This is a genomic window from Rossellomorea sp. FS2 (assembly GCF_047915635.1).
Taxonomy (GTDB): Bacteria; Bacillota; Bacilli; order Bacillales; family Bacillaceae_B; genus Rossellomorea; species Rossellomorea marisflavi_A.
Genome location: NZ_JBLRVS010000001.1, coordinates 943,494 through 966,753, shown reverse-complemented (window position 1 = coordinate 966,753; position 23,260 = coordinate 943,494). Strand labels below are relative to the sequence as shown.

Annotated in this window: 27 protein-coding genes and 1 other RNA gene; 8 read left to right on the top strand and 20 right to left on the bottom strand. The window is 46.9% G+C overall.

The features are described from left to right. Positions 1 to 158: 158 nt before the first annotated feature. The 4 genes from ACNA6I_RS05175 to ACNA6I_RS05160 form a co-directional block, all read right to left on the bottom strand. Positions 159 to 758 carry a response regulator transcription factor gene (locus ACNA6I_RS05175; protein WP_048003728.1) on the bottom strand — a complete coding sequence of 200 codons (600 nt, stop codon included), beginning with the start codon at positions 756 to 758 and terminating at the stop codon, positions 159 to 161. Next, a complete protein-coding gene (locus ACNA6I_RS05170; protein ID WP_048012823.1) occupies positions 755 to 1,888 on the bottom strand; it encodes a sensor histidine kinase in 1,134 nt (377 codons plus the stop codon). Before ACNA6I_RS05170 ends, ACNA6I_RS05175 begins: the two co-directional genes overlap by 4 nt. Before the next feature lie 33 nt (positions 1,889 to 1,921). Next, a complete protein-coding gene (locus ACNA6I_RS05165; RefSeq protein WP_370296006.1) occupies positions 1,922 to 2,122 on the bottom strand; it encodes a hypothetical protein in 201 nt (66 codons plus the stop codon). Positions 2,123 to 2,327: 205 nt separating this feature from the next. Then, complete coding sequence (locus tag ACNA6I_RS05160) at positions 2,328 to 2,606, bottom strand: DUF6509 family protein (protein ID WP_048003730.1); 279 nt, start codon at positions 2,604 to 2,606, stop codon at positions 2,328 to 2,330. Positions 2,607 to 2,728: 122 nt separating this feature from the next. Between ACNA6I_RS05160 and ACNA6I_RS05155 the strand changes: the two genes are divergently transcribed. Next, the gene (locus ACNA6I_RS05155; RefSeq protein WP_048003731.1) at positions 2,729 to 3,019 is read left to right on the top strand and encodes a hypothetical protein; all 291 of its coding nucleotides are present in this window, start codon (positions 2,729 to 2,731) and stop codon (positions 3,017 to 3,019) included. Between the two features lie 90 nt (positions 3,020 to 3,109). Here ACNA6I_RS05155 and ACNA6I_RS05150 read toward each other — a convergent pair whose 3' ends face one another. Beyond that, positions 3,110 to 4,027, bottom strand: a complete 918-nt coding sequence (locus tag ACNA6I_RS05150) for a phosphatidate cytidylyltransferase (protein ID WP_048003732.1) — start codon at positions 4,025 to 4,027, stop codon at positions 3,110 to 3,112. 118 nt (positions 4,028 to 4,145) lie between these two features. On the opposite strand from ACNA6I_RS05150, the gene ACNA6I_RS05145 reads away from it, so the two are divergent. Further along, positions 4,146 to 4,706: a hypothetical protein gene (locus ACNA6I_RS05145; RefSeq protein WP_048003733.1), complete on the top strand. Its 561-nt coding sequence runs from the start codon at positions 4,146 to 4,148 to the stop codon at positions 4,704 to 4,706. 27 nt (positions 4,707 to 4,733) lie between these two features. Here ACNA6I_RS05145 and ACNA6I_RS05140 read toward each other — a convergent pair whose 3' ends face one another. From ACNA6I_RS05140 to speD, 4 genes are all read right to left on the bottom strand, one after another. Then, the gene (locus tag ACNA6I_RS05140; protein WP_048003734.1) at positions 4,734 to 5,303 is read right to left on the bottom strand and encodes a hypothetical protein; all 570 of its coding nucleotides are present in this window, start codon (positions 5,301 to 5,303) and stop codon (positions 4,734 to 4,736) included. A 14-nt stretch (positions 5,304 to 5,317) separates the two neighbouring features. Next, on the bottom strand, positions 5,318 to 6,085 hold the full coding sequence (locus tag ACNA6I_RS05135) for an exodeoxyribonuclease III (protein ID WP_048012824.1): 768 nt from the start codon (positions 6,083 to 6,085) through the stop codon (positions 5,318 to 5,320). Positions 6,086 to 6,295: 210 nt separating this feature from the next. Then, positions 6,296 to 7,369, bottom strand: a complete 1,074-nt coding sequence (locus tag ACNA6I_RS05130; RefSeq protein WP_251526636.1) for a PRK06851 family protein — start codon at positions 7,367 to 7,369, stop codon at positions 6,296 to 6,298. A gap of 128 nt (positions 7,370 to 7,497) precedes the next feature. Then, positions 7,498 to 8,313 (bottom strand): adenosylmethionine decarboxylase, encoded by an 816-nt coding sequence (gene speD / locus ACNA6I_RS05125; RefSeq protein WP_048003737.1) that lies wholly within the window; start codon positions 8,311 to 8,313, stop codon positions 7,498 to 7,500. 137 nt (positions 8,314 to 8,450) lie between these two features. Here speD and ACNA6I_RS05120 point away from each other — a divergent pair, with 137 nt between their 5' ends. Further along, positions 8,451 to 9,572: a CAP domain-containing protein gene (locus tag ACNA6I_RS05120; RefSeq protein WP_231578766.1), complete on the top strand. Its 1,122-nt coding sequence runs from the start codon at positions 8,451 to 8,453 to the stop codon at positions 9,570 to 9,572. Between the two features lie 131 nt (positions 9,573 to 9,703). Here the strand turns inward: ACNA6I_RS05120 and ACNA6I_RS05115 are convergent, their stop codons facing one another. The 4 genes from ACNA6I_RS05115 to ACNA6I_RS05100 all read right to left on the bottom strand — a co-directional run bounded on the left by ACNA6I_RS05115 (position 9,704) and on the right by ACNA6I_RS05100 (position 14,378). Further along, on the bottom strand, positions 9,704 to 10,420 hold the full coding sequence (locus ACNA6I_RS05115) for a DsbA family oxidoreductase (protein ID WP_416313016.1): 717 nt from the start codon (positions 10,418 to 10,420) through the stop codon (positions 9,704 to 9,706). 66 nt (positions 10,421 to 10,486) lie between these two features. Further along, complete coding sequence (locus ACNA6I_RS05110) at positions 10,487 to 13,045, bottom strand: helicase-related protein (RefSeq protein WP_416313015.1); 2,559 nt, start codon at positions 13,043 to 13,045, stop codon at positions 10,487 to 10,489. Between the two features lie 84 nt (positions 13,046 to 13,129). Continuing rightward, positions 13,130 to 13,567, bottom strand: coding sequence for a CoxG family protein (locus ACNA6I_RS05105; protein ID WP_053072379.1), 438 nt, complete (start codon positions 13,565 to 13,567; stop codon positions 13,130 to 13,132). A gap of 25 nt (positions 13,568 to 13,592) precedes the next feature. After that, the gene (locus ACNA6I_RS05100) at positions 13,593 to 14,378 is read right to left on the bottom strand and encodes an HAD family hydrolase (protein WP_048014450.1); all 786 of its coding nucleotides are present in this window, start codon (positions 14,376 to 14,378) and stop codon (positions 13,593 to 13,595) included. Between the two features lie 147 nt (positions 14,379 to 14,525). Here ACNA6I_RS05100 and ACNA6I_RS05095 point away from each other — a divergent pair, with 147 nt between their 5' ends. After that, positions 14,526 to 14,822, top strand: a complete 297-nt coding sequence (locus ACNA6I_RS05095; protein WP_048003742.1) for a DUF948 domain-containing protein — start codon at positions 14,526 to 14,528, stop codon at positions 14,820 to 14,822. A 162-nt stretch (positions 14,823 to 14,984) separates the two neighbouring features. On the opposite strand, the gene ACNA6I_RS05090 is transcribed toward ACNA6I_RS05095, so the two are convergent. From ACNA6I_RS05090 to ACNA6I_RS05080, 3 genes are all read right to left on the bottom strand, one after another. Continuing rightward, a complete protein-coding gene (locus ACNA6I_RS05090; RefSeq protein ID WP_252264757.1) occupies positions 14,985 to 16,058 on the bottom strand; it encodes a metallophosphoesterase family protein in 1,074 nt (357 codons plus the stop codon). Between the two features lie 165 nt (positions 16,059 to 16,223). After that, positions 16,224 to 16,411, bottom strand: a non-coding RNA gene (gene ssrS / locus ACNA6I_RS05085) — 6S RNA. Between the two features lie 48 nt (positions 16,412 to 16,459). After that, the gene (locus tag ACNA6I_RS05080; protein WP_252264758.1) at positions 16,460 to 16,897 is read right to left on the bottom strand and encodes a peptidylprolyl isomerase; all 438 of its coding nucleotides are present in this window, start codon (positions 16,895 to 16,897) and stop codon (positions 16,460 to 16,462) included. 172 nt (positions 16,898 to 17,069) lie between these two features. Between ACNA6I_RS05080 and ACNA6I_RS05075 the strand changes: the two genes are divergently transcribed. After that, positions 17,070 to 17,363 carry a phage holin family protein gene (locus ACNA6I_RS05075; RefSeq protein ID WP_231578769.1) on the top strand — a complete coding sequence of 98 codons (294 nt, stop codon included), beginning with the start codon at positions 17,070 to 17,072 and terminating at the stop codon, positions 17,361 to 17,363. A 20-nt stretch (positions 17,364 to 17,383) separates the two neighbouring features. On the opposite strand, the gene ACNA6I_RS05070 is transcribed toward ACNA6I_RS05075, so the two are convergent. Together ACNA6I_RS05070 and ACNA6I_RS05065 are read right to left on the bottom strand one after the other, a co-directional pair. After that, positions 17,384 to 17,908 carry a type 1 glutamine amidotransferase domain-containing protein gene (locus ACNA6I_RS05070; protein WP_048003745.1) on the bottom strand — a complete coding sequence of 175 codons (525 nt, stop codon included), beginning with the start codon at positions 17,906 to 17,908 and terminating at the stop codon, positions 17,384 to 17,386. Between the two features lie 63 nt (positions 17,909 to 17,971). After that, positions 17,972 to 18,898 carry an NAD(P)-dependent oxidoreductase gene (locus ACNA6I_RS05065; protein ID WP_082140713.1) on the bottom strand — a complete coding sequence of 309 codons (927 nt, stop codon included), beginning with the start codon at positions 18,896 to 18,898 and terminating at the stop codon, positions 17,972 to 17,974. Between the two features lie 81 nt (positions 18,899 to 18,979). Here ACNA6I_RS05065 and ACNA6I_RS05060 point away from each other — a divergent pair, with 81 nt between their 5' ends. From ACNA6I_RS05060 to ACNA6I_RS05050, 3 genes are all read left to right on the top strand, one after another. Beyond that, positions 18,980 to 19,237, top strand: a complete 258-nt coding sequence (locus tag ACNA6I_RS05060; protein ID WP_053071899.1) for a hypothetical protein — start codon at positions 18,980 to 18,982, stop codon at positions 19,235 to 19,237. Between the two features lie 117 nt (positions 19,238 to 19,354). Further along, on the top strand, positions 19,355 to 20,041 hold the full coding sequence (locus ACNA6I_RS05055) for a response regulator transcription factor (protein ID WP_048003747.1): 687 nt from the start codon (positions 19,355 to 19,357) through the stop codon (positions 20,039 to 20,041). Continuing rightward, positions 20,038 to 21,441, top strand: coding sequence for a sensor histidine kinase (locus tag ACNA6I_RS05050; RefSeq protein WP_048003748.1), 1,404 nt, complete (start codon positions 20,038 to 20,040; stop codon positions 21,439 to 21,441). Before ACNA6I_RS05055 ends, ACNA6I_RS05050 begins: the two co-directional genes overlap by 4 nt. Before the next feature lie 711 nt (positions 21,442 to 22,152). Here the strand turns inward: ACNA6I_RS05050 and ACNA6I_RS05045 are convergent. Both ACNA6I_RS05045 and ACNA6I_RS05040 read right to left on the bottom strand, forming a co-directional pair. After that, positions 22,153 to 22,284 carry a hypothetical protein gene (locus ACNA6I_RS05045; protein ID WP_269454532.1) on the bottom strand — a complete coding sequence of 44 codons (132 nt, stop codon included), beginning with the start codon at positions 22,282 to 22,284 and terminating at the stop codon, positions 22,153 to 22,155. A gap of 31 nt (positions 22,285 to 22,315) precedes the next feature. Further along, the gene (locus ACNA6I_RS05040; RefSeq protein ID WP_048003749.1) at positions 22,316 to 23,245 is read right to left on the bottom strand and encodes a DUF1002 domain-containing protein; all 930 of its coding nucleotides are present in this window, start codon (positions 23,243 to 23,245) and stop codon (positions 22,316 to 22,318) included. Positions 23,246 to 23,260 lie beyond the last annotated feature (15 nt).

The following is a 23,260-nucleotide window of genomic DNA, read 5'->3' as shown; positions in this document are numbered from 1 at the left end:
AAGTTACCGTAGAATGAGGAAAAGGACTTTATATATACGTTTCATTTTTTATCATTGCTGTCAACCGGTGAAGTTGTCTACCCGTTCCTTCGGTTCTCCCCATGGTGAAGGGGGGGCAGGTGTTGGATCATCATTTTCATTAAGTGCAAAGAAACAACTCACTTGAACCAGCCTTTCTCCTTCGATTGGGTAATGGCCTCGATCCTGTTTTTCACACCGAGTTTTTCAAGGATGGTTGAAATATAATTACGGACGGTTCCTGCCTTCAGGCTGAGTTCATCGGCGATTTCCTGCGTGTTTTTCCCGTCGGCGACGAGCCACAGCACTTCTTTCTCACGATCCGTCAGGGGATTTTCTTCACCATATACATCATCCATGAGTTCGGGTGCAAACATCCGCTTCCCATCCATGACGAGTCGTATGGATTGAGCAAGCTCTTCACTGGGGCTGTCTTTCAGAAGGTATCCCTTCACCCCTGCCTTCAGGGCGCGTTGAAAATAGCCTGACCGTGCAAAGGTGGTCAAGATGATGACCCTGCAGTCAGTGTCCTTCAGTCTTTCTGCTGCTTCCAGCCCAGTCATCTTGGGCATTTCGATATCCATCATGCATATATCGGGACGTAGCTCCCGAACGAGCGAGAGCGCTTCTTCCCCGTCTCCTGCCATCCCTACGACTTCCATATCATCTTCGAGGTTCAAGAGGGAACCAAGGGCCCCCAGCATCATCCTCTGATCTTCTGCAATCACGATTGAAATCAATTGTAACCCTCCCTGTTTGTATCTTTTATCACTTTAGGCACGATCATTGTCAGAGTGGTGCCATCTTCTCCGTCGATTCCAAGCTCTCCGTTCACGAAGTCGAGCCGCTCACGGATCCCGATCAATCCGCTCCCTTTTGATTTGCGGTAATCCTTAGGGATGCCTTTACCGTTATCAGAAAGAACGAATCTAAGGCTATCATGGCTTTCCACCACCCTGAGTGTACACTCTGTGGCGCCGCTATGCTTTACGATATTGGTAACGGCTTCCTTCAGGCACATACTGAGGATATTCTCAAGGAACAGCGAGATATTGGGGAGCGGTTCCTCGTATTCAGGGATGAACCGGATGTCGGCTGCTGACAGGAGCTGACGGATCCGGATGAACTCATCCTCGAGCCTGATGCCTCTCATCTGTGATACGAGGGTCCGGACTTCACTCAGCGCCGTCCTTGCCGTCTGCTGGACATCCATGAGTTCGTTCTTCGCCTGTTCCGGATTTTTCTCGACCAGTTTTCTGGCCAGATCGCTTTTCAATCCGATCAGTGATAGTTTCTGACCAAGGGTGTCGTGGAGATCCCTTGCAATCCTCTGCCGCTCTTCCTGCTTCACCAATTCTGAGATCCGTTTATTGGCATCTTCGAGCTGCTCTTCCAACTGCCCTTGTTTGTTGCGATTGAAAATATTGAAAGGAAGCAGGATCACACTGATCCAAATGATCAGGATGAAAGGAATCTGAGAGAGGAAGACCTCATGCTGGAGGACGAATTTATAATTGATCGATGCCGTCGTAAGGACCAAATGCACCACATACAGTGTCAGGAACGCCGCCCGGTTCCGTATGTTCCCATTATAGTAGGCGATATAAAAGGCAAAATAGATAAAATTGAACTGCACGGTCATGATGATGGAAATGGCGATCAGGATCCCTGTCCATAGATACACGGGCCACCTGCTCGACAGGAAGGCAAAGCGCAACGCTAGGAAAAACAGGATCGTCATGATGATCCCGGTAACGATCTCCATGGTGGAAGACGATTGAAAAATGAAGTAAAAAGGCAAGATCGACGCAATGGCCCATACATACGGCGACGTGCCTGAACCTTTAAGCTTCCCTGTGGAAACGTTCATAATGATCCCTCTTTCCCTCAAGGCATACAGCCCTTAATATTTCCTTTTTTGAATGGCTTTTTGTTTTTGCATGACCTCATACGATTTATGTATGATATCGGTTAACACGTCACCCTTATACACACGTCCGATCTTGGTGTTCTCCTGATAGTATTCGACAATCTCATCCAACTTCTCCGACGTTTCGGGATCAATCCTTACATTAAGCTGCATCTTTCCTTGATTTGACAACATTTATCTCCACCTTCTATCAAAAGTATAGCAACTGCTAGCATTTCGATAACTTAATCATATCACATGATATCAGGAAAAATCGACCAAAAAGGACAACATTTCAAAGAAATTCGATGAGAAAATTCTTCCCACCTTTACTCCGGTCTTATCACAAAAAAAAGAACACCCTTTCACCGCAGCCAGTGCCGTAAAGGGTGTTTTCACATCAGATATTTTCGTCGCAATAAGCAACCAATGCCTGCTCTTCTTCTTCCTCAAGGGCAAAATCCAAATAGGTTTCGGATCCCCGTTCGATGATAGCGTACTGAGCGAGTTTGGAAGACGCTTCTTCCCGGACATAAATGCCTTTTATATACATTCCGGATGGTGTATACAATTCATCATCTTCCGGAACCTCGATTTCAATCATCACTTCATATCGCTGTCCCGGAAGGATCCCGGTCGGGTCTTTCAATTCTTCTGCGTTCATTTGAATGATTTCCATATAAAACTTCCTTTCATACCTTTTCCTAAACACCCATTATACACGTAATCCCGTTCCTTCACACCATTCTCTTCTCATCCCCATGTTTTCTCGGTTATAATGGTGCTTTAAGGAGTGATCTCATGGAACGAAATGAAATGGAAAAGAAAATCATCGAAAACTATCAAAAAGATGAAAATATGATGATGATGGTTTTTGCCCAGTGGTGTGTGAATCAGGATCTTGATCCAGTTGCCGTTTACCTCAAAGCCTACCCGGAGCAGAGAGATAATCCTGTCCTGAAACAAATGATGGAGCTGACGGTCCCGAAGGAAGAATCCTCAGATATTCCTTACAGTACCCTTCTGGGCGTCCTCCAGTTATTCGGCAACGAAGATTTGGCCATCGCCATTCAGGAAATGCAAAAGCGCTGAAGGAAAAACCCTTGTGTACTTAATCCGTTATATACACCCATCTTTAACAATCATAATCTAGAAGCCTGGATTCTCTTCCAAGCTTCTTTTTTACATAAAATCAAAATAATAGCGGATGATGTGAAAGAAAATCGGTGCTGTATAAGCCAGACTGTCCACCCGGTTCAAGTAACTTTCCTGCAAGGAAGTGAACTTCGGCCGGTCCCCGATGAGAAGATCGCGTTTCAATACCGATACCGTAAGACTGCCGATAAAGGCACCTGTCGCAATGATTACGCCTGACAAGAGACCGAATGTTTCATTCAGTGGCGTCAGATATGGATAGAGGCTAAAGGATAAGCCCGTTGTAACCAGTAAAGCCACCATATATCCTTCCCATGTGATGGCAGGATTCGCTGTAGGAACCACCTTTAGGCGGCCGGCATAGATGGAAACCAGATGTTGAACGATGTCACTCACCTGCGTAAGGATGACAAGGTAAAGGACAAGATTGGCTCCATATTCGGGACTCGCAACTTGGAAATAGGCCAGATGGCTAAGACCGAACACCATAAGCATCAGGCCCCATTGAGTAGAGCTGACCGACCTTAAGAACCCTACGGTCCCCTTCCCCAGGATCCTCGGTAGCGGCAGAAGTAAAAAAACGTACACAGGGATAAAGACGATGAACATTCCATACCACCCAAGGTAGATCCAATAAAATTGGAGAGGTATCGATATGTATGCCCACAGGAAAATACGCCGGTCGGCCTTCCGTGTCTTCATCATGGAAAAATACTCTTTAAGAGAGAAGAAGCAAAGGATCATTAATGAGAGCATGGATACAAGAGGGTTGAAAAGGGTTGCAACCGTAAAAACGATAAACATCCCCCACCATGTTTTAATCCGCAGGGAAACACGGGAAAAATCCTTGTCCCCCTGGAACTTCCTCACTAAAATGAATGCCAGATGACCGGCTGAAAGCGTCAGGAAAATGATGAATAACGTCCAATAAGCGCTTGTGGTCAAAAATGTCCCCCCTATTGTTGAAATCCTTTAAAAGGATGGGTCATTGGTCATATTAACCCCTCAGGTTATTGTATAATGAAGAAGGTGGAACATCTACATTTTTTTAGGAGGTGCGCGGATGGAAGACCACTTTATTTATATTTTATTGACGGATACGGGCACCCTGTTCACTAAATCGATCAAGAGCTATACGAAAGCCCCCTACAATCACGCGTCCATTTCATTTGATCGGGAACTCACCGACATGTACAGCTTCGGGAGGAAGCATCCATCCAATCCACTGTCGGGTGGATTTGTGAAAGAAGATGTCCGCAGTGGTACATACAGCAAATATCCGAAGACGACCTGTGTGATATACAGGCTGAAGGTGTCGCAGAGGGATACGCAAAAAATGCTCCGGATTCTGAATGTATTCAAACGCAGCAGCAATAAGTATCTCTATAATCTATTCGGGATCGTCGGCGTGACCATGAATGAGCCGGTTGAATTCAGCAACTCCTACTTTTGCTCCCAATTCGTCGCGGAAGTATTGAGCCGGTCGGGTGTCAAGCTCTGGGATAAGCTACCCGCCCTGGTTACCCCCGAGGATTTCAGGAGATCCCCATCGTTTGAGCTGATTTACGAAGGGACATTGTCAGATTATGAACCCGTCAAAAAGCAAAGGAACCTCCCGGAATGAAAAAATCCGGGAGGTTCCTTTTGGTTATTATTCGATTGTAAAGCGAAGGAAGAAAATAAATTGATAGACCATCTCATACGCTTCCAGGAGGGTAGCTTCTTCACTGAACCCCCTCATATCATTCAATGTCAGATTAAGATCCCACAGACCATCCTCCCCGTTGAATAAAAGTTCGTAGGAGTCCTCTCCATTCGTCAGGGTCTCAGCCAGGATCTGCTTGATTTCCGGACCAAATTTCTTTTGGAGCTTCAGTCCAAGGAGAGCGCCGTAGGTTTGGAAGACGTCATTCATCTCAAGGGAGACTCCGTCAACTCCCACACGGTCAAAGCACTCCGCTTCCAGATAGACGAAGTGTTCCGGGTTTTCCTTCAGGTACCGGACAGGTTCGTCCAGTACCGCATGACCGTCAGCAATCAATTCTTCCGTTTCCTTATCGCATCGCTCCACCACTGCTTGGGAAAGAGCGGTCTTAAAATCGATGATGGTGAGTCCTTCCGGGGACTTCAAGTCATTTTGAAGGAGATACTCCATTTCTTCAGGCAGGGCTTCAATGGTACCCTCAACTCTGTCTGCCCACTCAGTCATTTTCTTTTTCATATGTAGTTCCTCCCTTATTCGGATAGTTCTTTGAATTCAGCGTATACGGGACAATGATCGCTGCCGAGCACCGCTGGTTCCATCCCGGCTGAAGCAAGTGAAGGCGCCAGGGAACGCGAAGCAATGACATAGTCGATGCGCCATCCGATATTCCGCTCCCTCACCTTGTTCATGTAAGACCACCAGGTGTACGCATCATCACGATCCGGATGAAGATATCTGAACGTGTCGATGAACCCGGCATCCAAGAGCTGCGTCATCTTCTCCCTTTCCTCATCCGTAAACCCTGAATTCCCACGGTTTGAACGGTCATTCTTCAAATCGATGGGTTGATGGGCGACATTCAAATCCCCACATAGGACGACAGGTTTATGCTCGTCCAGCTTCTTTATATATCCCCTTACCTTATCTTCCCAACGAAGGCGGTCGACTATGCGGGATAAATCCCGCTTTGAATTCGGGGTGTACATGGTCACAAGATAGAAGGATTCGAATTCACATGTAATCAATCGTCCTTCTTCTTCAACCTCTCCTTTGGCAAATCCGTAACTCACATGGAGTGGTTCCGTTTTTGTGAAGACGGCTGTCCCAGAGTATCCTTTTCTTTGAGCGTAGTTCCAATACTGATGATAACCCGGCAGATCCAACTCGATTTGACCCGCCTGGAGCTTTGATTCCTGAATGCAGAAGATATCCGCATCACTATGTTTGAAGAAATCAAGAAAGCCCTTTTTGACACAGGCCCTGATTCCGTTAACATTCCAAGAAATTAGTTTGACCATCTCTCATTTGCACCTCTGATTTCATGTTTCCGACCGTTGATCTCTGGTCGGAATCCCTGCTATTATTCTACCATATTTCAGTCACGCCAACGAAATTATACTGATATAACTTATAGTATTCCTCTTATTATTCTAATATAACGAATTCATATTCTTATTATTTTCCCATAAAAATAAGGCGCGGAAACGTTCCCTCGCCTTATTCCAACATCATTGAATTTCTACTTCGATTCGGTGGTAGAGTTCTTCTGTTATCTGCTCGACCTCATTGAAATCCATAAGGTCGACATAGATACCCTTCATCTGGTCACGGAAATCCTTTGCTTCTTTCAGCGTCTGGATCGCTTCCTTCATTTTATCTTTGTAGCCTTTTGTCGCTTCTTCAATCTCTCGACTATATGTTTCATCGGTTCCTTCCGTGATACATCGTTCATACATATCGACGATGTGATCACCTTCACGTGAAGGGAAATACTCATGGGGTGCCGTACTGTCAAAAATGGCGATCCCCTGTTCCCGAAGAATGACCATATCGAGGCTGTTCGGATCAAAGCCGCAGTGGTATACTTCCACGCTGAACCCTTTTTCTCTGCCGCTTGCCGCAATTTTCTTCAGCATCGTCGACTTACCGGATCCGGCCCTGCCCTTGATGAAGAACCTGTCATGTATCCCTTCGGTGAGGTTCTGAATATGATCGATTGCACCGACCGGAGTTGCAGCACCGAGGAATCGACGTGTAATTTTCCCTTCCGTGCCCTTATTTCCCCCTCCAAAGAAGGTGTCGATTAATTCCCCTGTCAGGGTATCGGCTTCTTCGAAGTCCATATTGGAAATGTACACTTTTTCGATATCATCATGGTCCCTTAAGGACGCTGCAAATGTATCATATGCTTCCTGACGTTTTCCGATGAACTGATTGAAATACGTCAACACGTCTTGAGTATGATCCGCTAGTTTTTCCATATCCAGGGACTTTGTGAGGTCGACCCTTTCCACGACCGCCTGGGCAACATTGAACATTTCACTGCCATCGATTACACCGATCCCCTTCTCCGGCAAAAGGACAGCATCCAGGGCATCAGGCTCCAAGGCACTATGGATGTAGTCCAAGTGATATCCCTTTTTCTCCAACCGTGTACCGATCTCTTTTAGAAGCGTCGACTTACCAGCCCCTGGACCGCCGTCGAGAATATACACCTTTTTCAACTCTTCAAAAGCGGAATCCGATAAACTGATCAACCCTTTGGCAGTGTTCCCACATGCAAAATAATGTTTAGACGACATCGAATCATCCTCTCTTCACTCTTCCCTTTATGCAGGGAAGGGAGTTCGCCCATAGTTAACCATATGTCTTACAGCCTGCCCCCGTGAATCGGGCAAAAAAAAGACGCCCTGTGACACGGGCGCCTTTCCTACTCCCTCTTATCCATGTTCTTACCATAAAAGATCTCATCCATTTCCTTCTTCAGTTTGCTTGTGATTTCATTCGCCTCTCCTTCACCGAGGCGGTCTTCCGTGTAACCGAACAGATAGTTGTTCAGATCAAATTCCTTCAACTTACATTTTGTATGGAAGATGTTCTGCGGATAGACATTCACGTCAATCATATCGTATTCTTCTTTGATCGCCTCAGGTATATAATTTTGGATGGATTGAATATCATGATCGATAAAAAGCTTGCGCCCATTGATATCCCGGGTGAATCCCCTCACTCGGTAGTCCATCGTCATGATATCCGTATCAAAGGAGTGAATGAGGTAATTCAATGCCTTTAAGGGAGATATTTCTCCGCAGGTGGACACATCAATGTCCGCACGGAAGGTACTGATTCCTTCATGTGGATGATATTCAGGATATGTGTGGACAGTAATATGGCTCTTGTCCAAATGCATGGCGGCGCTTGCCGGGAGAGGACCGGGAGATTCATCAAAATGTTCAGTGGGGACCTCGACGATCGGTCCTTCAGATACAAGGATGGTGACGCTTGCCCCCTGTGGGACATAATCCTGCTTGGACACATTCAACACATGCGCCCCGATGATATCCGATACATGTGTCAGGATGCCCGTCAGACGTTCTGCATTGTATTGTTCATCAATATATTCGATATACGCTTCCCGCTCTTCCCGCGTCTTCGTATAGCATACGTCGTACATATTAAAACTTAATGATTTTGTCAGATTATTGAATTCATGGAGCTGAATGCGCTCTTGATGAGATAAATTCATGAAACACTTCCCCCTCATTACACGTATGTGTGTATCTTACCCGAACACCCCCGAGGTAAAACAAACTGGTAATAGCTTTTTCTTTTTACTTTGTACTGCATTTGGTTAAAATGGATGTAAGAATGGAGTTGTATATCGTGAAAAAACTACTACTGCTTATCGTACTTATAGCAGCTGCATATATCACCAAACCACTATGGATTGAACAGGTTGAGGCATCCAGTCTCGGCTCCATCATGGACAAATTCCAGGAGTTCAAGGAACGGGATGACGTCCAGGGTGCGATAGACGGACTTGATCAGGGGATGCAATCCCTTCTTTCAAAGCTGGATGACTTTAAAGGGGGCAAGGAGCAGGAACCTGAAGCACAACAGGCAGAGAAGCCGGCGCTGACGACCCCGAGCAGTGAAACCTTCTCTGTTCACAATATCGAACTTGGCGCTGACAAGAAAGAGGTGGAAGAACAAGCGGGTGATCCCCAAAGGCATTCCATGAATGAATATGGTGTAGAGTGGTTCGCCTATCATGACCACTACCAGAATTTCTTCCTGGCGTCTTATGATGACAATGGAAAAGTCAATGGTCTTTACACGAATCAGGATCTGATCTCTTCAACGACCGGCATCAAAATAGGCGCCTCCAAAGAGGATGTGCGGAATGAAATGGGCAAACCACTCGAACATATCAGAAAGGGGATGACCTTGTTTCAGCTCCAGACCGACGGGGAGCATGATGTTTTCGAAGTCGACGATTCCTATGTGACGATCTTTTATGATAAGCATGAGAACAACACGGTCACAGCCATCCAGGTGATCGATTCAGGGTTGGAGAACGAGAAAAAGGATTATTACACCGAAGCCTCCGCTTCCATGAAAGAAGGATTTGAATACCAGCTTTTCGACCTCACGAATGCCATCCGGGTCCGGATGGGGGAATCCGTCCTGACTTGGGATGATCATGTGAGGGAAACCGCAAGGAAACATAGTGATGACATGGCCGAAAACAACTACTTCAGCCACACAAATCTTGAAGGGGAATCGCCGTTCGACCGGATGGCCGATGATCAGGTCGCCTTCAGGACGGCAGGGGAAAATCTTGCCTATGGACAGCTCAGCTCGATCTTTGCCCATGAGGGGCTCATGAACTCGATGGGCCATCGTGAAAACATCCTTCAGTCCCATTATGAGTTCCTCGGTGTAGGGGTTTCGTTCAACGAAAAGGCCCAGCCCTATTATACAGAGAACTTCTATAGTGAATAAACCTCATCTAGACAGCAAAAAATCCATCCTATCTGAAGGATGGATTTTTTGATTTGTCACCTACGACCGGCTCATGAAAACTCGCTCTCGATTGCAGGGTGGGAACTCTAACTTACTGCCCGGCGGTTCAATTACTTATCACCGGGTATGTCGCATCCATTTTCATCACATGTCATCCCTTGGTTCGTATTCAGGGACGTCAAAGGAGAACGGGATTCTTCTTGCCATACTTTTTGCAGGGCATCACGGAAGACCTCAGGTGGTTGAGCGCCGGAAATGGCATATTTTCTGTTAATCACAAAGAATGGTACCCCCTGTACTCCGATCTCCCTGGCTTCCGCTTCGTCCATTCGGACTTCCTGCGCATAGGCTTCGCCCTTAAGGACTTCGGCGGCCTCGTTCCTGTCCAATCCGACTGACTCACCAAGGTCGAGAAGGGTCGCTTCATCTCCGACATGCTTGGAATCGGTAAAGTGCGCTTTTAACAGCAGCTCCGTCAATTCGCTCTCTTTTCCTTTGGACTGTGCGAATTTAGTAAGACGATGAGCATCGAATGTATTCGTCGGCACACTTGTATCAAAACGGAAATCAAGGCCAACGGCAGCCGCCTGTTGGGTGAGGCTTACGGAATTATTCCTTGCCTGTTCTTCGGTGATCCCGTATTTGGACGCGATCAGCTGATGGATGTTCTTATCCGTATCCTTAGGGAAGTTGGGATCAAGTTCAAAGCTCTTGAACTCGACTTCCACCTCATCTGCATGATCAAACTGCTCAAGTGCCTGCTCCAGGCGCCGTTTTCCTATATAACAAAATGGACAAACATAATCAGACCATACTTCTATTTTCATCCCTTGCACCTCTTTACTGTTTATTCTAGAGGCATCGTACCATATTTTGAGTCATAATACCCATCATCAGCTCAGCCTTCTCCTTTTTCGTTTCGACCTGTTGCCATGGCAGCGGTCACAGATGGAAAACCCGAACTCAGGCGGCAGCTTTTTCCCGCAGCTCCTGCACGTGCGGCTGTAGGATTGAACTTCGTCTGAAAGGGTATCATGCACGCCATCTGCTATCTCTTCCCTGACCCGCTCCCAATAGGCAGCTTCTGTCTGGCGGCCTAGCCGATAGAGAAAGAGAAGATGTAAGCCCACGGATTTATACGATAGTTCCTGTTGTTCCAAATTTCGTGTCCTGATGACCGGTTCCGGGAGCTCCTCACCATCGATGATGGCATGCATGCATTGGAGCCACTGTGTAGTCAGGCGATCCTCCTTTTTGCTGAAAGGAAGGTGAAGAAAGCCGTAAAGGTCGTCCAGGGAAAGCCTGGCTTCGATGTCTGATCCCTCGATCCGTTCATACAGCTCTTTTTCCTCAATCAACGAAGCCTTCTCGGTTCCTTCAGGAGACTCGAATCGATCCCAAAGCTCGAAGAAGGTCCCCAAGTGATTACTGTAGCGCTGGAACCGTTCAAAGACCGAAGAGGTGGGTGCAACGGCAAAACGATTGAGGGGGCGGTCTTCCTGATGCAGGAGTTTTTCCATCGCTTTGACGTGCCTGCTGAATGAAACCTTACCTACTTCATAAAGCCCCTTCCGTCCAGCACGACCGGCAATCTGTTTAACTTCCTGTGAAGAAAGCCGCCTTCTCCTTGTCCCATCGAATTTCTCCGTTTCAAGGAATACGATCCTCCGGATGGGAAGATTGAGACCCATTCCGATGGCATCCGTGGAAACGATGAGGTTCGTCTTCCCTTCTATGAATTGCATCATCTGCTTTTTCCGGGTTTCAGGCGGCATGCTTCCATAGATCATACTCACCTTATGCCCGCCCGACTGAAGCCTCGAGGCTGTCTCCAGAACCTTTTTCCTTGAAAAACAGACGATCGCATCTCCATTCTTGGCGCTCCGAAGCTTGAATTCCTTTGCTTCCACCTGCAGGGGAATCTCGCGTTTATAGTGATGGACCGTAACATCTTCCTCACTGAGCAAACGGAATAAAAGCTCTTCCACATTGCTGCTGCCAATGATATGGACTTCCTTCGCCCTGGATTTGGTAATGGCCCGATACCATGCGTAGCCCCTGTCCTGATCGGAAATCATCTGGGCTTCATCGATCACAACCACGTCATATTGATCCTTCTCATGGAACATTTCCACGGTACTGGCACTATGAAGTGCACCAACAGTCACTTTCTCTTCTTCACCGGTTTTCAGATTACATGGGATTCCCTCACGATTTAGTTTATCGTAAACCTCCAGGGCAAGAAGGCGCAAAGGTGCAAGATACATGCCACTTCGGGCTTTTTTCATGCTTTCCAGTGCGGTATGGGTTTTGCCTGTATTCGTTTCACCGAGATGCAGGATATAGCGGATATTGCTCTTACCAGGGGCACTGTACTCCCGTCCAAAAATGGACTCCAGCATAGCCTCCTCTTCCCGCTGTTTCCTCTCCTGTTCTTCCCGTTCTTCCCGTTCGCGCTTTTCTCTCTCTTCCATATCTGCTGCCAAGCTGGTCAGCTGGACTTCGGGATCCCACGGTTCTTCCGCAATCTCAAGGAGGCGTTCTACCTTTTCTTCACCGAGCCAATTAAACCAGGTGTTCATCATCGACAAGAATAGCGGGTGATTCATCCTGCTCAGCCTTTCCATATTCAAGGGCTGACCGAAGGCTTCCAGATAGCGTTCGAGGTGGTCTTCCGGTAGGGCTTCAAGCAGGGAATTCATGATCAGCTGATCGGCATGATAGGAACTGAATCGCTCGTAAGGGGCCAGATACGTTTCATACTCCCAGGCATCCCGGTCCCAATTCTCACTTTTTTTATTCAGGGATCCCGTGAATTCTCCCATGAAATCATCCAGTAAAGGATAGTGTAAAGAATGGAATGCACCCTCTTCTCTTAGCTGGTCTTCCTCAAGGATGAATTTTTTCTTACTCCCGATGTCGGCTGCAACTTTCTGGGCCATGAGATAGCGAAGCTCTGCGTACCATGTAAGCTCCTTTTTCCCAACCTGGTCTTCCACCCACTGAAGGATGTCCCTTCTGATTTCCTTTTGGAGCGTGGAACGCTTTATACGAGCATGATCTTCCTTCTGTTGATCTTTGACTGCATCGAAACGGTCCTTCCACTCCTGACCGGCCTTGACTGTCTCTTTTAACCAAGCTTCTCCATCGAATGGGTCTATCTCCCTTATCTCGTTCCGGAAAAGCTGATTGACCCATTTTTTCTCCATTCCGTTCAGTTCGATTCCCCGGCTGCGGAGAAAGGCCTTTTTATGGCTGAGCATGAGGTCATTGGTTACCCTATTCAACCACGTATTGATCCACACCTGATGAAAGAAAGACCTTCTATCTGTTACATAGTCATCGAACGTCGGGCAGCTTTTTCTCTCCTGCATGTAGCGCATGATATCTTCATCTATTTTTTGTTTCGTTTCATTTATGGCTTCTTCCCTTACGTCCTGAAGCTTTTGCATGCTGTATTCCCCAATCATATTATTCTAAGAATCTTTAGTTTATCATAGTTGGATGCAGCACAAAAAGCCCGCAATCCAGCGGGCTTAGTTTTGTTCCAACCTGATTTTGATGGCATGTGACAACGACACGATCATTTCTTCCATGATTCCTTCGAATATCCTGTCCGGAACCCACTTTCGAGAGCCTTTCGGATTCATGGACAGCCATCCGTTCATGATGGTCCCCTCCGCGTCTGCTTTTGCCGTGAATTCACCACATCCTACGAAAGATCCTTTGGCATCTTCCAGAGCGAAGCTGATTTTCTCCGGCGGGATCCATTCCTTCACCCTGACCTCCGCCGTGACCGTTTTTTTTATGATGCCATAAGGGATCTTCATCTTCCATTCTACGTGATCGCGAGCAAAACGCCTGTGACCTATATACCCTGAGACGAGGGGAGCCCACTCTTCCAACTCGGATATGAAATCCCATACGGCTTCGATGGGCGCATGAACATTTAGGGAACAGCTACTTTTGACCAAAACGCTACCTCCTTGCAGTGTCTAATCAAAGACGATCGAGCAGTGGAATGAGACCGGCCAAACGATCAATCTCAAAAGTCGGAGTAACCAATTCAGGCTTCTTTTGATGATGATTGATCCAAACGGTCCTAATCCCGCATTGATTGGCACCTTTTATATCTGTATTCAGATTATCGCCTACCATGATGGCTTCTTCCTTTGCTATCCCGACTTTCTCGAGTGCAATCTCAAACATCTCGGGCTCCGGCTTTCCTTTCCCGACTGCCCCTGAAACGATGATTTCCTTGAAGTATGGGACCAATTCAGGCGTCAGTTCAAGCTTGGTATGCTGCAGATGGGGTGATCCGTTTGTCAAAAGGATCAGTTCATACGAATCTTTCACCTTCTCGAGTACATCGAATGTTTCATCGTATACAAAAGGATGCTTCTTGCGTTCTTCCCTAAAGCGTTCGGCAAGTTCTTCTCCTAGACCCTCCACCCTCACACCTTCTCGTTCTAGTCCGTTTTTCCAGGCTTCTTCACGATAGCCCGGGGCAATCCGGCTAAGCTTGGTGAAATTTTCGTCATGATCGTCGAAAAAATCCCCCCAAAGACCTTCGAATGGGTTGATCCCGATCATTTGTGTGAATTCATATGTATCATACGAGGCATAAAGCTCTCTAGCAGAAGCCCTCACAGAAGATTCCAGCTCATCAGCATCCACTTTCACCTGAGTTGCTGCATACCGGCATGTGGCACCAAATGCTTCGGAAATGCTTTTAGCATCCCATAATAACGTGTCATCCAAATCGAAAAAAATTGCTTTTAACAAAACGCATCCCTTCTCTCCACTTTGTTTTATACTCTTAAGATTACAAGGAGACGCCACATTCGTCTATAATAATCACGAGCATGCGTTTTTTTAAAGTGAAAAAGGGAACATAGTAAGTATACATATCCGTAAGAAGGAGGAATCGACATGTGGATTGTTTATATCAGCATCGCCATCGTGGTGATTGCCATCATCATGCTCGGCGTATCCATTGTCCGAACGTTAAAAACGACTAAACCGGTCATCAATCGTATGAATGAACAGGTGGAAAGCATCCAGGGAAGAATGAATAAATTGACAGACGAATCGTCCCAGCTTCAGGCCACCCAACAGGAAATCCAGAAGGATATCGAGTTCAAGAAGGATAGCATCACGATGACAGTTGAAGAAGCAAAGGATCTTCCACGCTCCATCAAATCGTTGTTTAAAAATATGAAGGCTTGAATCCCTCCTTTTGTGAGGGATTTCGTTTTGATTTATTTTGTTTACATAATATTATTATGATGTATTTGAACGATCGGTTTGCCTCTGGTATAGTTGAGGTGCCCCTCCTGGACATTCGCTTGTTGCGGGACACTTAACCATGTACGGACAGGAGGGGCACCTTTACTTGAGTAACCCCTTGGGAATCCACCCCACCCTGCCCTCTTTTTTCACCAAATCAAATCCTGTACATCCTCCATCCACCAACTGCACCCTTTCACCGCTTGTTACAGGAAGCAAGGTGCATGACACATCGTCCTTCACGTTATGACCATCATCCTCTATGTATTCATTTTTAACCCAGAACATTCTTTCCGTCTTTTTATGCATGCATCGGCTGAAATCCTCTGCCACTTCCAACCGTTCGATCTCATAATCCGGGAACGTGATGCCGGCCGCCTCTTGATTGTGCGGCATATAATCGCCTTTAACCTCGAAATCAGGAAGATGATCGACATACATGAAGGAGTATGCTCCTGATTCGATGATCAGTGCATTCAATTGTCCGGACGATTTCACGGCACAACCGCCATCGATGGAGATCATTTTCTTGTCGTGGTTGATTAATGGTGCATGGGAGAAGCCATTTTCAATGTAATTGACCACAGGCCAATGTCCAACGATGACCTGTTTACCTGCACAGTGATACCCTTCCATGAACGCCCTCTTCGTCAATGCCTCCATCCGGCTCGTTTCCTGCCACTCTTCCCCTGGGTCAATCCCTGCATGTACAAATAGATACCGTTCGCTTTCGATGGCGGTGGGAAGTCCTGAAAGCCACTCGATCTGCTTACTGAAGCTATTCACCAGGACATTCTTCATTTCTTCTATCCCCGTACCCTCTGAAAACGTCATGTCTTCTTTTATCATCCACTCATGAAAGAGGGATTTTTCTCGACGATTCAAGTACCCTATCAAATCTGGATTCAATTCCATCAAATCGTCCACCAATGTATCACAATTCCCCTCTAACACGTGTACGTTCGGGCTCTTAACTGAAAGTTCCATGATGTAATCCACCACGCCGCTGCTGTCGGGTCCCTTTTCGCATAGATCTCCGATGAACAACAACCGATCGTCTCGATGAACATGTACTTTTTGCACTAATTCCTTTAAAAGATCGAGTTCCCCGTGGATATCACCAATGACGATCACTCTGGACTTATCAGGGATACTGATTTTCTTAATTTTTTCCATACGGGACATCCTCCATAGCATTATTGGTAGCGTTCCGACCGTATATGGCCATTATCGACTTTTCTATGTATGTCTGAAGAACGGAGATGATGGATTGCTTTTAAAAGTCCAATACGCACATACATAAAAAGCCAGCCTCCTGAGAGACTGGCTTCCATGTGTGTGTTAAGAGCCACAGTTGCCGTAACGGATTATAAGAAAGTTTTAAACCACCACTCCTCAAAGTGGGTGTTTGCAGAAGGTTTCCTGCCGTCCTCTATCGTGGAGGCATGGCATTCCGACTTCGATATAAAACTCCCTATTACAGCTTAAAGGTTAAAACTTCGTTATGGTTACGTACAACGCAGCCTGTAGATAGTATAATACAACAACGCCGGATTTATTTCAACCCTTGTGCCTGATTACGCGTCGAAGACTTCTACTTTCTCCATTACGTCACCATTTCTCATCGCTTTTGCGATTTCGAGTCCAGACGTTACTTTACCGAATACAGTGTGAACACCGTTCAGATGCGGCTGAGGCTCATGGACGATGAAGAATTGGCTTCCGCCTGTGTCTTTTCCAGCATGAGCCATGGAAAGAGATCCGGCCTCATGCTTATGAGGGTTGCCTTCTGTTTCACATTTGATGGTATATCCAGGACCACCGGTACCTGTACCGTTCGGGCAGCCTCCTTGACTTACGAAGCCGGGAATCACACGGTGGAAAGTCAAACCGTCATAAAATCCTTCTTTTGCAAGCTTTTCGAAGTTCTCCACTGTTCCTGGTGCTTCATTCGGGAAAAGATCGAATTCGATTTTTTCACCCGTTTGGAATAGTATGTATCCTTTTTTCGCCATTATTAACAGCTCCTTTTTTCAAGTGATCAAGCTATATCATACCATTCCCGGGAAGGCATGTCACTCCAAGTGTCGGTGAGATTCCAAGAAACGTTCAAATAGCGGTCATGAATCTCCGTAGTCGGTGAATATCCTAGTAAAAGGACAACTCTGGTTGAGGGAGAGATGCGTGATGATGGAAGAATTATTAAGGGGGATTTCAATTGATCCCCAGCTCACGATATTGGTGCCTGCCCTATGGGTTCTCGGGTTTGCATTAAAAAAGACCCCGCATGTGGAGGACTGGTTGATCATCTGGATCCTCCTCTTATGCGGGGTGCTCGCCAGCGGCTGGAAGCTTGGTTTTGACTTCAACGGCATTGCCAACGGATTCATTGCAACTGGTGCTGCCATCACGACACATCAGTCATTCAAACAAACTTTTTTCTCCAGGGTCTCGGATCGCGGAAGGAGAGAAAAGAAGTGATTATCAGAGTTCATCGCGCTCTATTTTTTTTGAAGGACCCCGATGAACTCCCTCATATAGTCGGGAAGATCCGGTGGTCGTCTACTTGAGATGATGTGCCCATCAACGACAACGGGCTCATCGAACCACTTAGCACCAGCATTCTCCATATCATCCTTGATTCCCGGAGTACTGGTGACGTTTACACCGTCCAAGATCTTAGCGGAGATGAGAACCCAGCCAGCGTGACAGATCTGTCCGATCGGTTTCTTTGCTTTGTCCATTTCTTTAATCAGCGAAAGAATGGAGTCGTATCTTCTCAGCTTATCAGGAGACCAGCCTCCCGGGACAAGGATGGCGTCGTACTCATCAGCATCCGCTTCATGGAAACTGTGGTCGGATGTGATGGGAACTCCGTACTTACCCTTATACGTTTTGTTTTTTTCCTCTCCGGCAATATGGACGACTGCCCCTTCTTCCCTCAAACGAAGGACAGGATACCATAATTCCAGATCTTCAAAATCGTCGCTTACGAGCTGCAGCACGCGCTTACCTGTCAAACTCATCGTAACACCTCACTAAAAATAGTTTCATGTTCATTGTCGATCATTCCGTTCATTGTTGCAACTTCAGCGCTCAAGGACTTTGATCAAGGCCTGTGTCCCGCTCTCACCCTCACCAAGAGCGTCCAGTTCCTCATATAGGCTTAGAGCGAGCTCCAGACCGGGCGTCCGCATGCCCATTTCTGAGGCAGAATCGAGGGCAATCTTTAAATCCTTTATGAAATGCTTTACATAGAAGCCTGGGGCAAAGTCTCCCTTGATCATCCGGGGAACGAGGTTGCTGAGAGACCAACTTCCCGCTGCTCCGCTCGTGATGCTCCGCAGGACCTTATCCGGGTCAAGTCCAGATTTTTTCGCGTACATCAAGGCTTCGCTGACTCCGATCATGTTCGAGGCGATGGTGATCTGGTTGCACATTTTCGTGTGCTGACCCGCACCTGCACTCCCTTGTAGAACCACGTTCGATCCTACGATCTCCAGGATGGGCCGGACGGCTTCAAACGTGTCCTCCTCTCCCCCCACCATGATGGACAAGCTCCCATTTTTGGCACCGATATCACCACCGGACACGGGTGCGTCCAAACTATGTATACCACGTGTTTTCGCTTCCATGAAAATGGTCTCAGCAAGCTTTGGTGAAGAGGTGGTGAAATCAATGGCAATGGTTCCTTCCTTCATGTTTTCAAGGATGGCTCCTTTCCCGAGATAAAGCTCCTCCACATCGGAGGGATACCCTACCATCGTCATCACAATGTCGGCTTCCTTGGCGACCACTGCTGGGTTTTCCACCCAAACTGCACCTTCCTCGAGGAGATCGTCTGCCTTGGAATGCGTTCTTGTATAGATCAGCACCTCATAGCCTGCATTCAGAAGATGGCGTGCCATGCTTTTTCCCATAACGCCTGTCCCGATGAACCCGATCTTTTGATTTTTCATCTCCATCCTTCTATCTCTCCCTTCACTGTTCCTGCTAATATTTTCTTTCAAAACCATGCTTTTGTCCATGGCTGACGTTTAACTTTATGAGTCAGGGGAAAAGATACCCCAAACAAGATAAAATCAAGGAGGAGATCGATGATGAAAATCAATAAAACATTTCTTGTAGGAGCAACCGTGACGGCCGGGTCCATCGGATGGCTGCTTTCATCTAAGGAAAAACGGAATCAACTTCATAATCTCAGACACGGGATCGTCACGAAAATCAAAAAGAAGAGCCGCGACATCGTCGACAAGGGCGGGGTCCCTCACCCTCAGAATGTCGAAGACAACAAGATGGTGAGTGAGGGCGCGATGACGTCCGTACAGTATTTTAACGAAACTAAACAACATTGATGCATCCCCGGGGCATACCCCGGGGATTTTTTCATCTTTCCGTCCGATACACATAAAAGTTTCACCAATTTGTCTTATAATGGGTAAGAAGGAATGTGCAATAAGGAGAGATGGTTGATGAAACGATGGAAGATCCTTATCGTGGACGATGAGGCACCTATGAGAAAATTGATTAAACTTTATTTACATAAAGAACACTATGATTGCTTTGAAGCAGAAAATGGAATCGAGGCGCTATCGCTTTTGAAGGAGAATCCCATCGATATGATGATCGTCGACATCATGATGCCTTTTATGGATGGATATGAGCTCCTTTCAGAGGTACGTAAGACGAGCGAGGTCCCTTTTATCTTCCTTTCTGCCAAAGGGGACGATATGGATAAAGTAAAGGGACTGAAACTCGGCGGAGACGACTATATGGTAAAGCCCTTCCATGCAGAAGAACTTCTGGCAAGAGTTGAAGGGATCCTCAGGCGGTCCTATGGTCTGAAGGTGAACAATCATGCCATGTCGGAAACCTATGGTCCCGTCTCCTTCAATCTGGCATCCAGAACCGTCACCGTGGAAGAACTATCCCCCCGTCTCACCCTCAAGGAATATGAGCTCTTCTTATACCTCGCCCGCAATGAAGGCCGGGTGTACAAACGGGATCAGCTTCTAGACAAAATCTGGGGAAGCGATTATGAGGGAAGCGACAGGACCGTGGACACCCATATCAAGACACTGAGATTAAAGCTGAAGGACCATGGAATGCTGATCAAAACCGTTTGGGGACTGGGTTATAAATTCGAGGCAAGACCTTGAAAAAGCGATCCTGGACACTGAATAAGAAGGTTTCCATGCTTCTTCTTCTTAGTCTTCTTTTCACCATTTTGTTTTCCTTCCTTTTCATGCATTTCCTTTATAAGGATCTGTATATCGGGACGATGAAGGAATCGATCCTCTATCAGGGAGAGCGGACGACGGCTCATTACCACTACGGTGAAGTAAGCGGGGATATCAAAGATAAGATCCTCTGGTACAACGTCATCTCCCCCTATAAGGTCGATGTGGTGGACAGCCTCCATGAATTGAAGGAGAACTTCCCATACAAGGTGGATGGTGAGCCGCTTCTATCCAAGGAAGATACCGCTCTTCTTGATAAAGGACAACATGTGTTGAAAGAAGGGTACGTAAAGGAATTTGACCGGAATATCGTCGGGGCCGTATTCCCCCTCATGAATGAAGAACGTCATATGGGCTATATCTACATCTACATCCCTTTGGCCGAGATGACTGAAGTGTTCCAAAAAGGGATCCCGATCCTTGTATTGGCAGGAACGATGTTCTATTTCCTCTTGTTCGTCATCATCCAGTCGACACTTGGGTCGCTCTTCAAACCAGTCAAAGAGATGAAGGCATTCTCGAACAGGGTAGCAAACGGGGATTTCTCCAAAAGGCTCGATGTGTCGAGGAATGATGAAATGAGCGAACTCGGGCGGACCTTCAATCACATGGTCGACTCCCTTGAAAATCAGGAAGAGCGGAAAAGACAGTTCTTATCAAATGTTGCCCACGAGCTACGGACCCCTCTCACCTATATCGGAGGGTACACGGCTGTTCTCATGGATAAAGTCCATACGGACCCGGACGATGCGGAGGAAAGCTTAAAACTGATCCAGAAAGAAAGCATCCGGATGCAGAAGCTGATCAATGAGCTTCTCGAACTCAATAAATTGGAGGATTCGTCCTCTCATTTGGAATTCGAACCGATTGTCCTCTCAGAGCTGCTATCCGATACACTTTCTCTCGTACAGCCCCATGCACTTGAGAAAGATCTTGTACTGGAGAAGTCCTTGGACGAAGAAACGATCATCAACGGAGATCCCGATCGGATCCGCCAGGTTGTCTATAATGTATTGGATAATGCCATCAAGTACTCAAAGCCTCAAGGGAAAATCATCCTGCGGTCGTCAAGGCAGGGAGATGAAGCCCTTATCTCCATACGGGATCACGGAATCGGCATCCCTTCTTCCTCGATTCCGAGGATCGGGGAGCGATTCTATCGTTCCGACCTGTCACGCACACGAAACTCCGGAGGCTATGGTCTCGGCCTCTCGATTGCCAAAGAGATCCTCCACCGTCACGGCGGCTCCATGCAAATAGAGAGTGAGGAAGGTGCGGGGACAACGGTGACGGTGAAGATTCCTTTATTGAAACTTTGATTTCACTATCTTGCGAATGAACGAACAGTTTGATCTTCTTGCGAAATAGATACACTGATAAAAATGCTTGGATTTGCAAATACACCCTTAATGTTTCTTTAAAAGCCAACAAGCTGCCGGTAGCCGGCAGCTTGTTTTTTCACGGTGCGGAAAAAAATAAGGCTGTTCTGTATGTGAGACGTTTTCAAAGCGAATGGTCGATTTGGGAATCGTTTTTCTTTAAACGTGTGTAAAGGGCACAGGACCGTTCCTTTTCGCTACAGGCGCTTTCCGCTTCAATCCACTCTGTGGTTTTAACCAAGGTGATATTCGATCTGACTATAGAGTCATTCATTTGAATTTTAGCCTGATCTGATAAACAGTATCGCTACCTCTACTTACCATCATAATGAAATGATCTTTCCCATTAACATTAGCTACCACGTCTTAAAAAGCACACAGTGCAGTGCAGCGGAGGCCGACCGACTCCCGCGGGAATAGTGGGCAGGTGAGACCCTGCAAGCGGCGCAGCTGAAGCGGCTCACCGTCCACCCCGCAGGAAAGCGGTCGGCCGCAGCGGAACGGAACGCCCCATCTTCCATCCATATCTAATAAAAAGGTGGATGGCCAGATAGCGTTCACTCATCCAGTTCCACACAGTGCAGTGCAGCAGAGGCCACCCGACTCCTATGGGAAAAGCGTGCAGGGTGAGAGCACGCTTGCCGAAGCGGCTCACCGCACGCCCCATCGAAAGCGGGTGGCTACAGGGTACACCTTCTCCTTTCCTGCATGGGGATCATGCAGGAAACCTCTATCAAGGACAAATGAAAAAAACATGGCCAAATCGAAAATCGATTTGGCCATGTTCTTCATTCTTCTACAGGTGAGAAAAGGCTCAGCTGAACCACCCTTTAATAGACTTGAAGAAGTTCCCGATGGCTTCAATCAGTCCGGTGAAGAAGTCGGATATCTTCTGCCCGAGTCCTTCATCCTGCACAATATCCTTGATCTTGGACTGGATGTCCTTTGTCAGATCCTCAAGCTGCTGCTGCACATTATCAAAATCGATATCAAGGGAACGCATCTTTTCAAACAGATCAATGAGAAGCTGGCGATCCTCAGGTGATAACTCGATTTTCAATGTTTTTAGCTTTTCCTCGACAATCTGCTCCACCTCTTCTTTTGTCGCAGGGTTCTGTTCCGCGATTTCTTTTTTGATTTCGGTCAGGAGCTGGCTGATTTCTTCTTTATCCACACCAGAATCCTTTGCGATTTCAGTTGCGACATTCAGTTCTTCGTTGGCTACTTCCATGCGGACGGTGTCGAGCTCTTCCCCGCTCTCATCGTAGGCCTTATAAATACCTACCAGGGCAGAATGACCACTTACTTTCACTGGAGATGCGACTTCCACGACAGCATTCTCTACCCCGGCGGTTAACAGGGCATTGGCATACATCGTATCCGTCACCTCGGTGATGTTGGATGGGGTTACAATTTCCACATTCAGGCCTTCACCTTTTTCAACTCGGGTGATCTTTGCAGAAGAAAACATACGGGCATTGCGGTTCTCCCCTTCGATGTACTTGACAAGATCGTCTCCATTGGCGACGAACTCTTCCACATCTGTGTCAGCATCGATTCCCAATTCGCGCTGAACCTCTTTCTTCTGATCGGCTGTCAGTGTTTCCCCGTACACAACGATCGGCACACCGAATTTCTCGTTTATACTATCTTTGTCTTTGGAATTATCGGAAGCAAATGCACTCGTCTGAACCGTTGTCATCATCAGGGCAGCTGTTACAAACATTATGAATCTCTTTTTCATACTCATTCTCCTCTT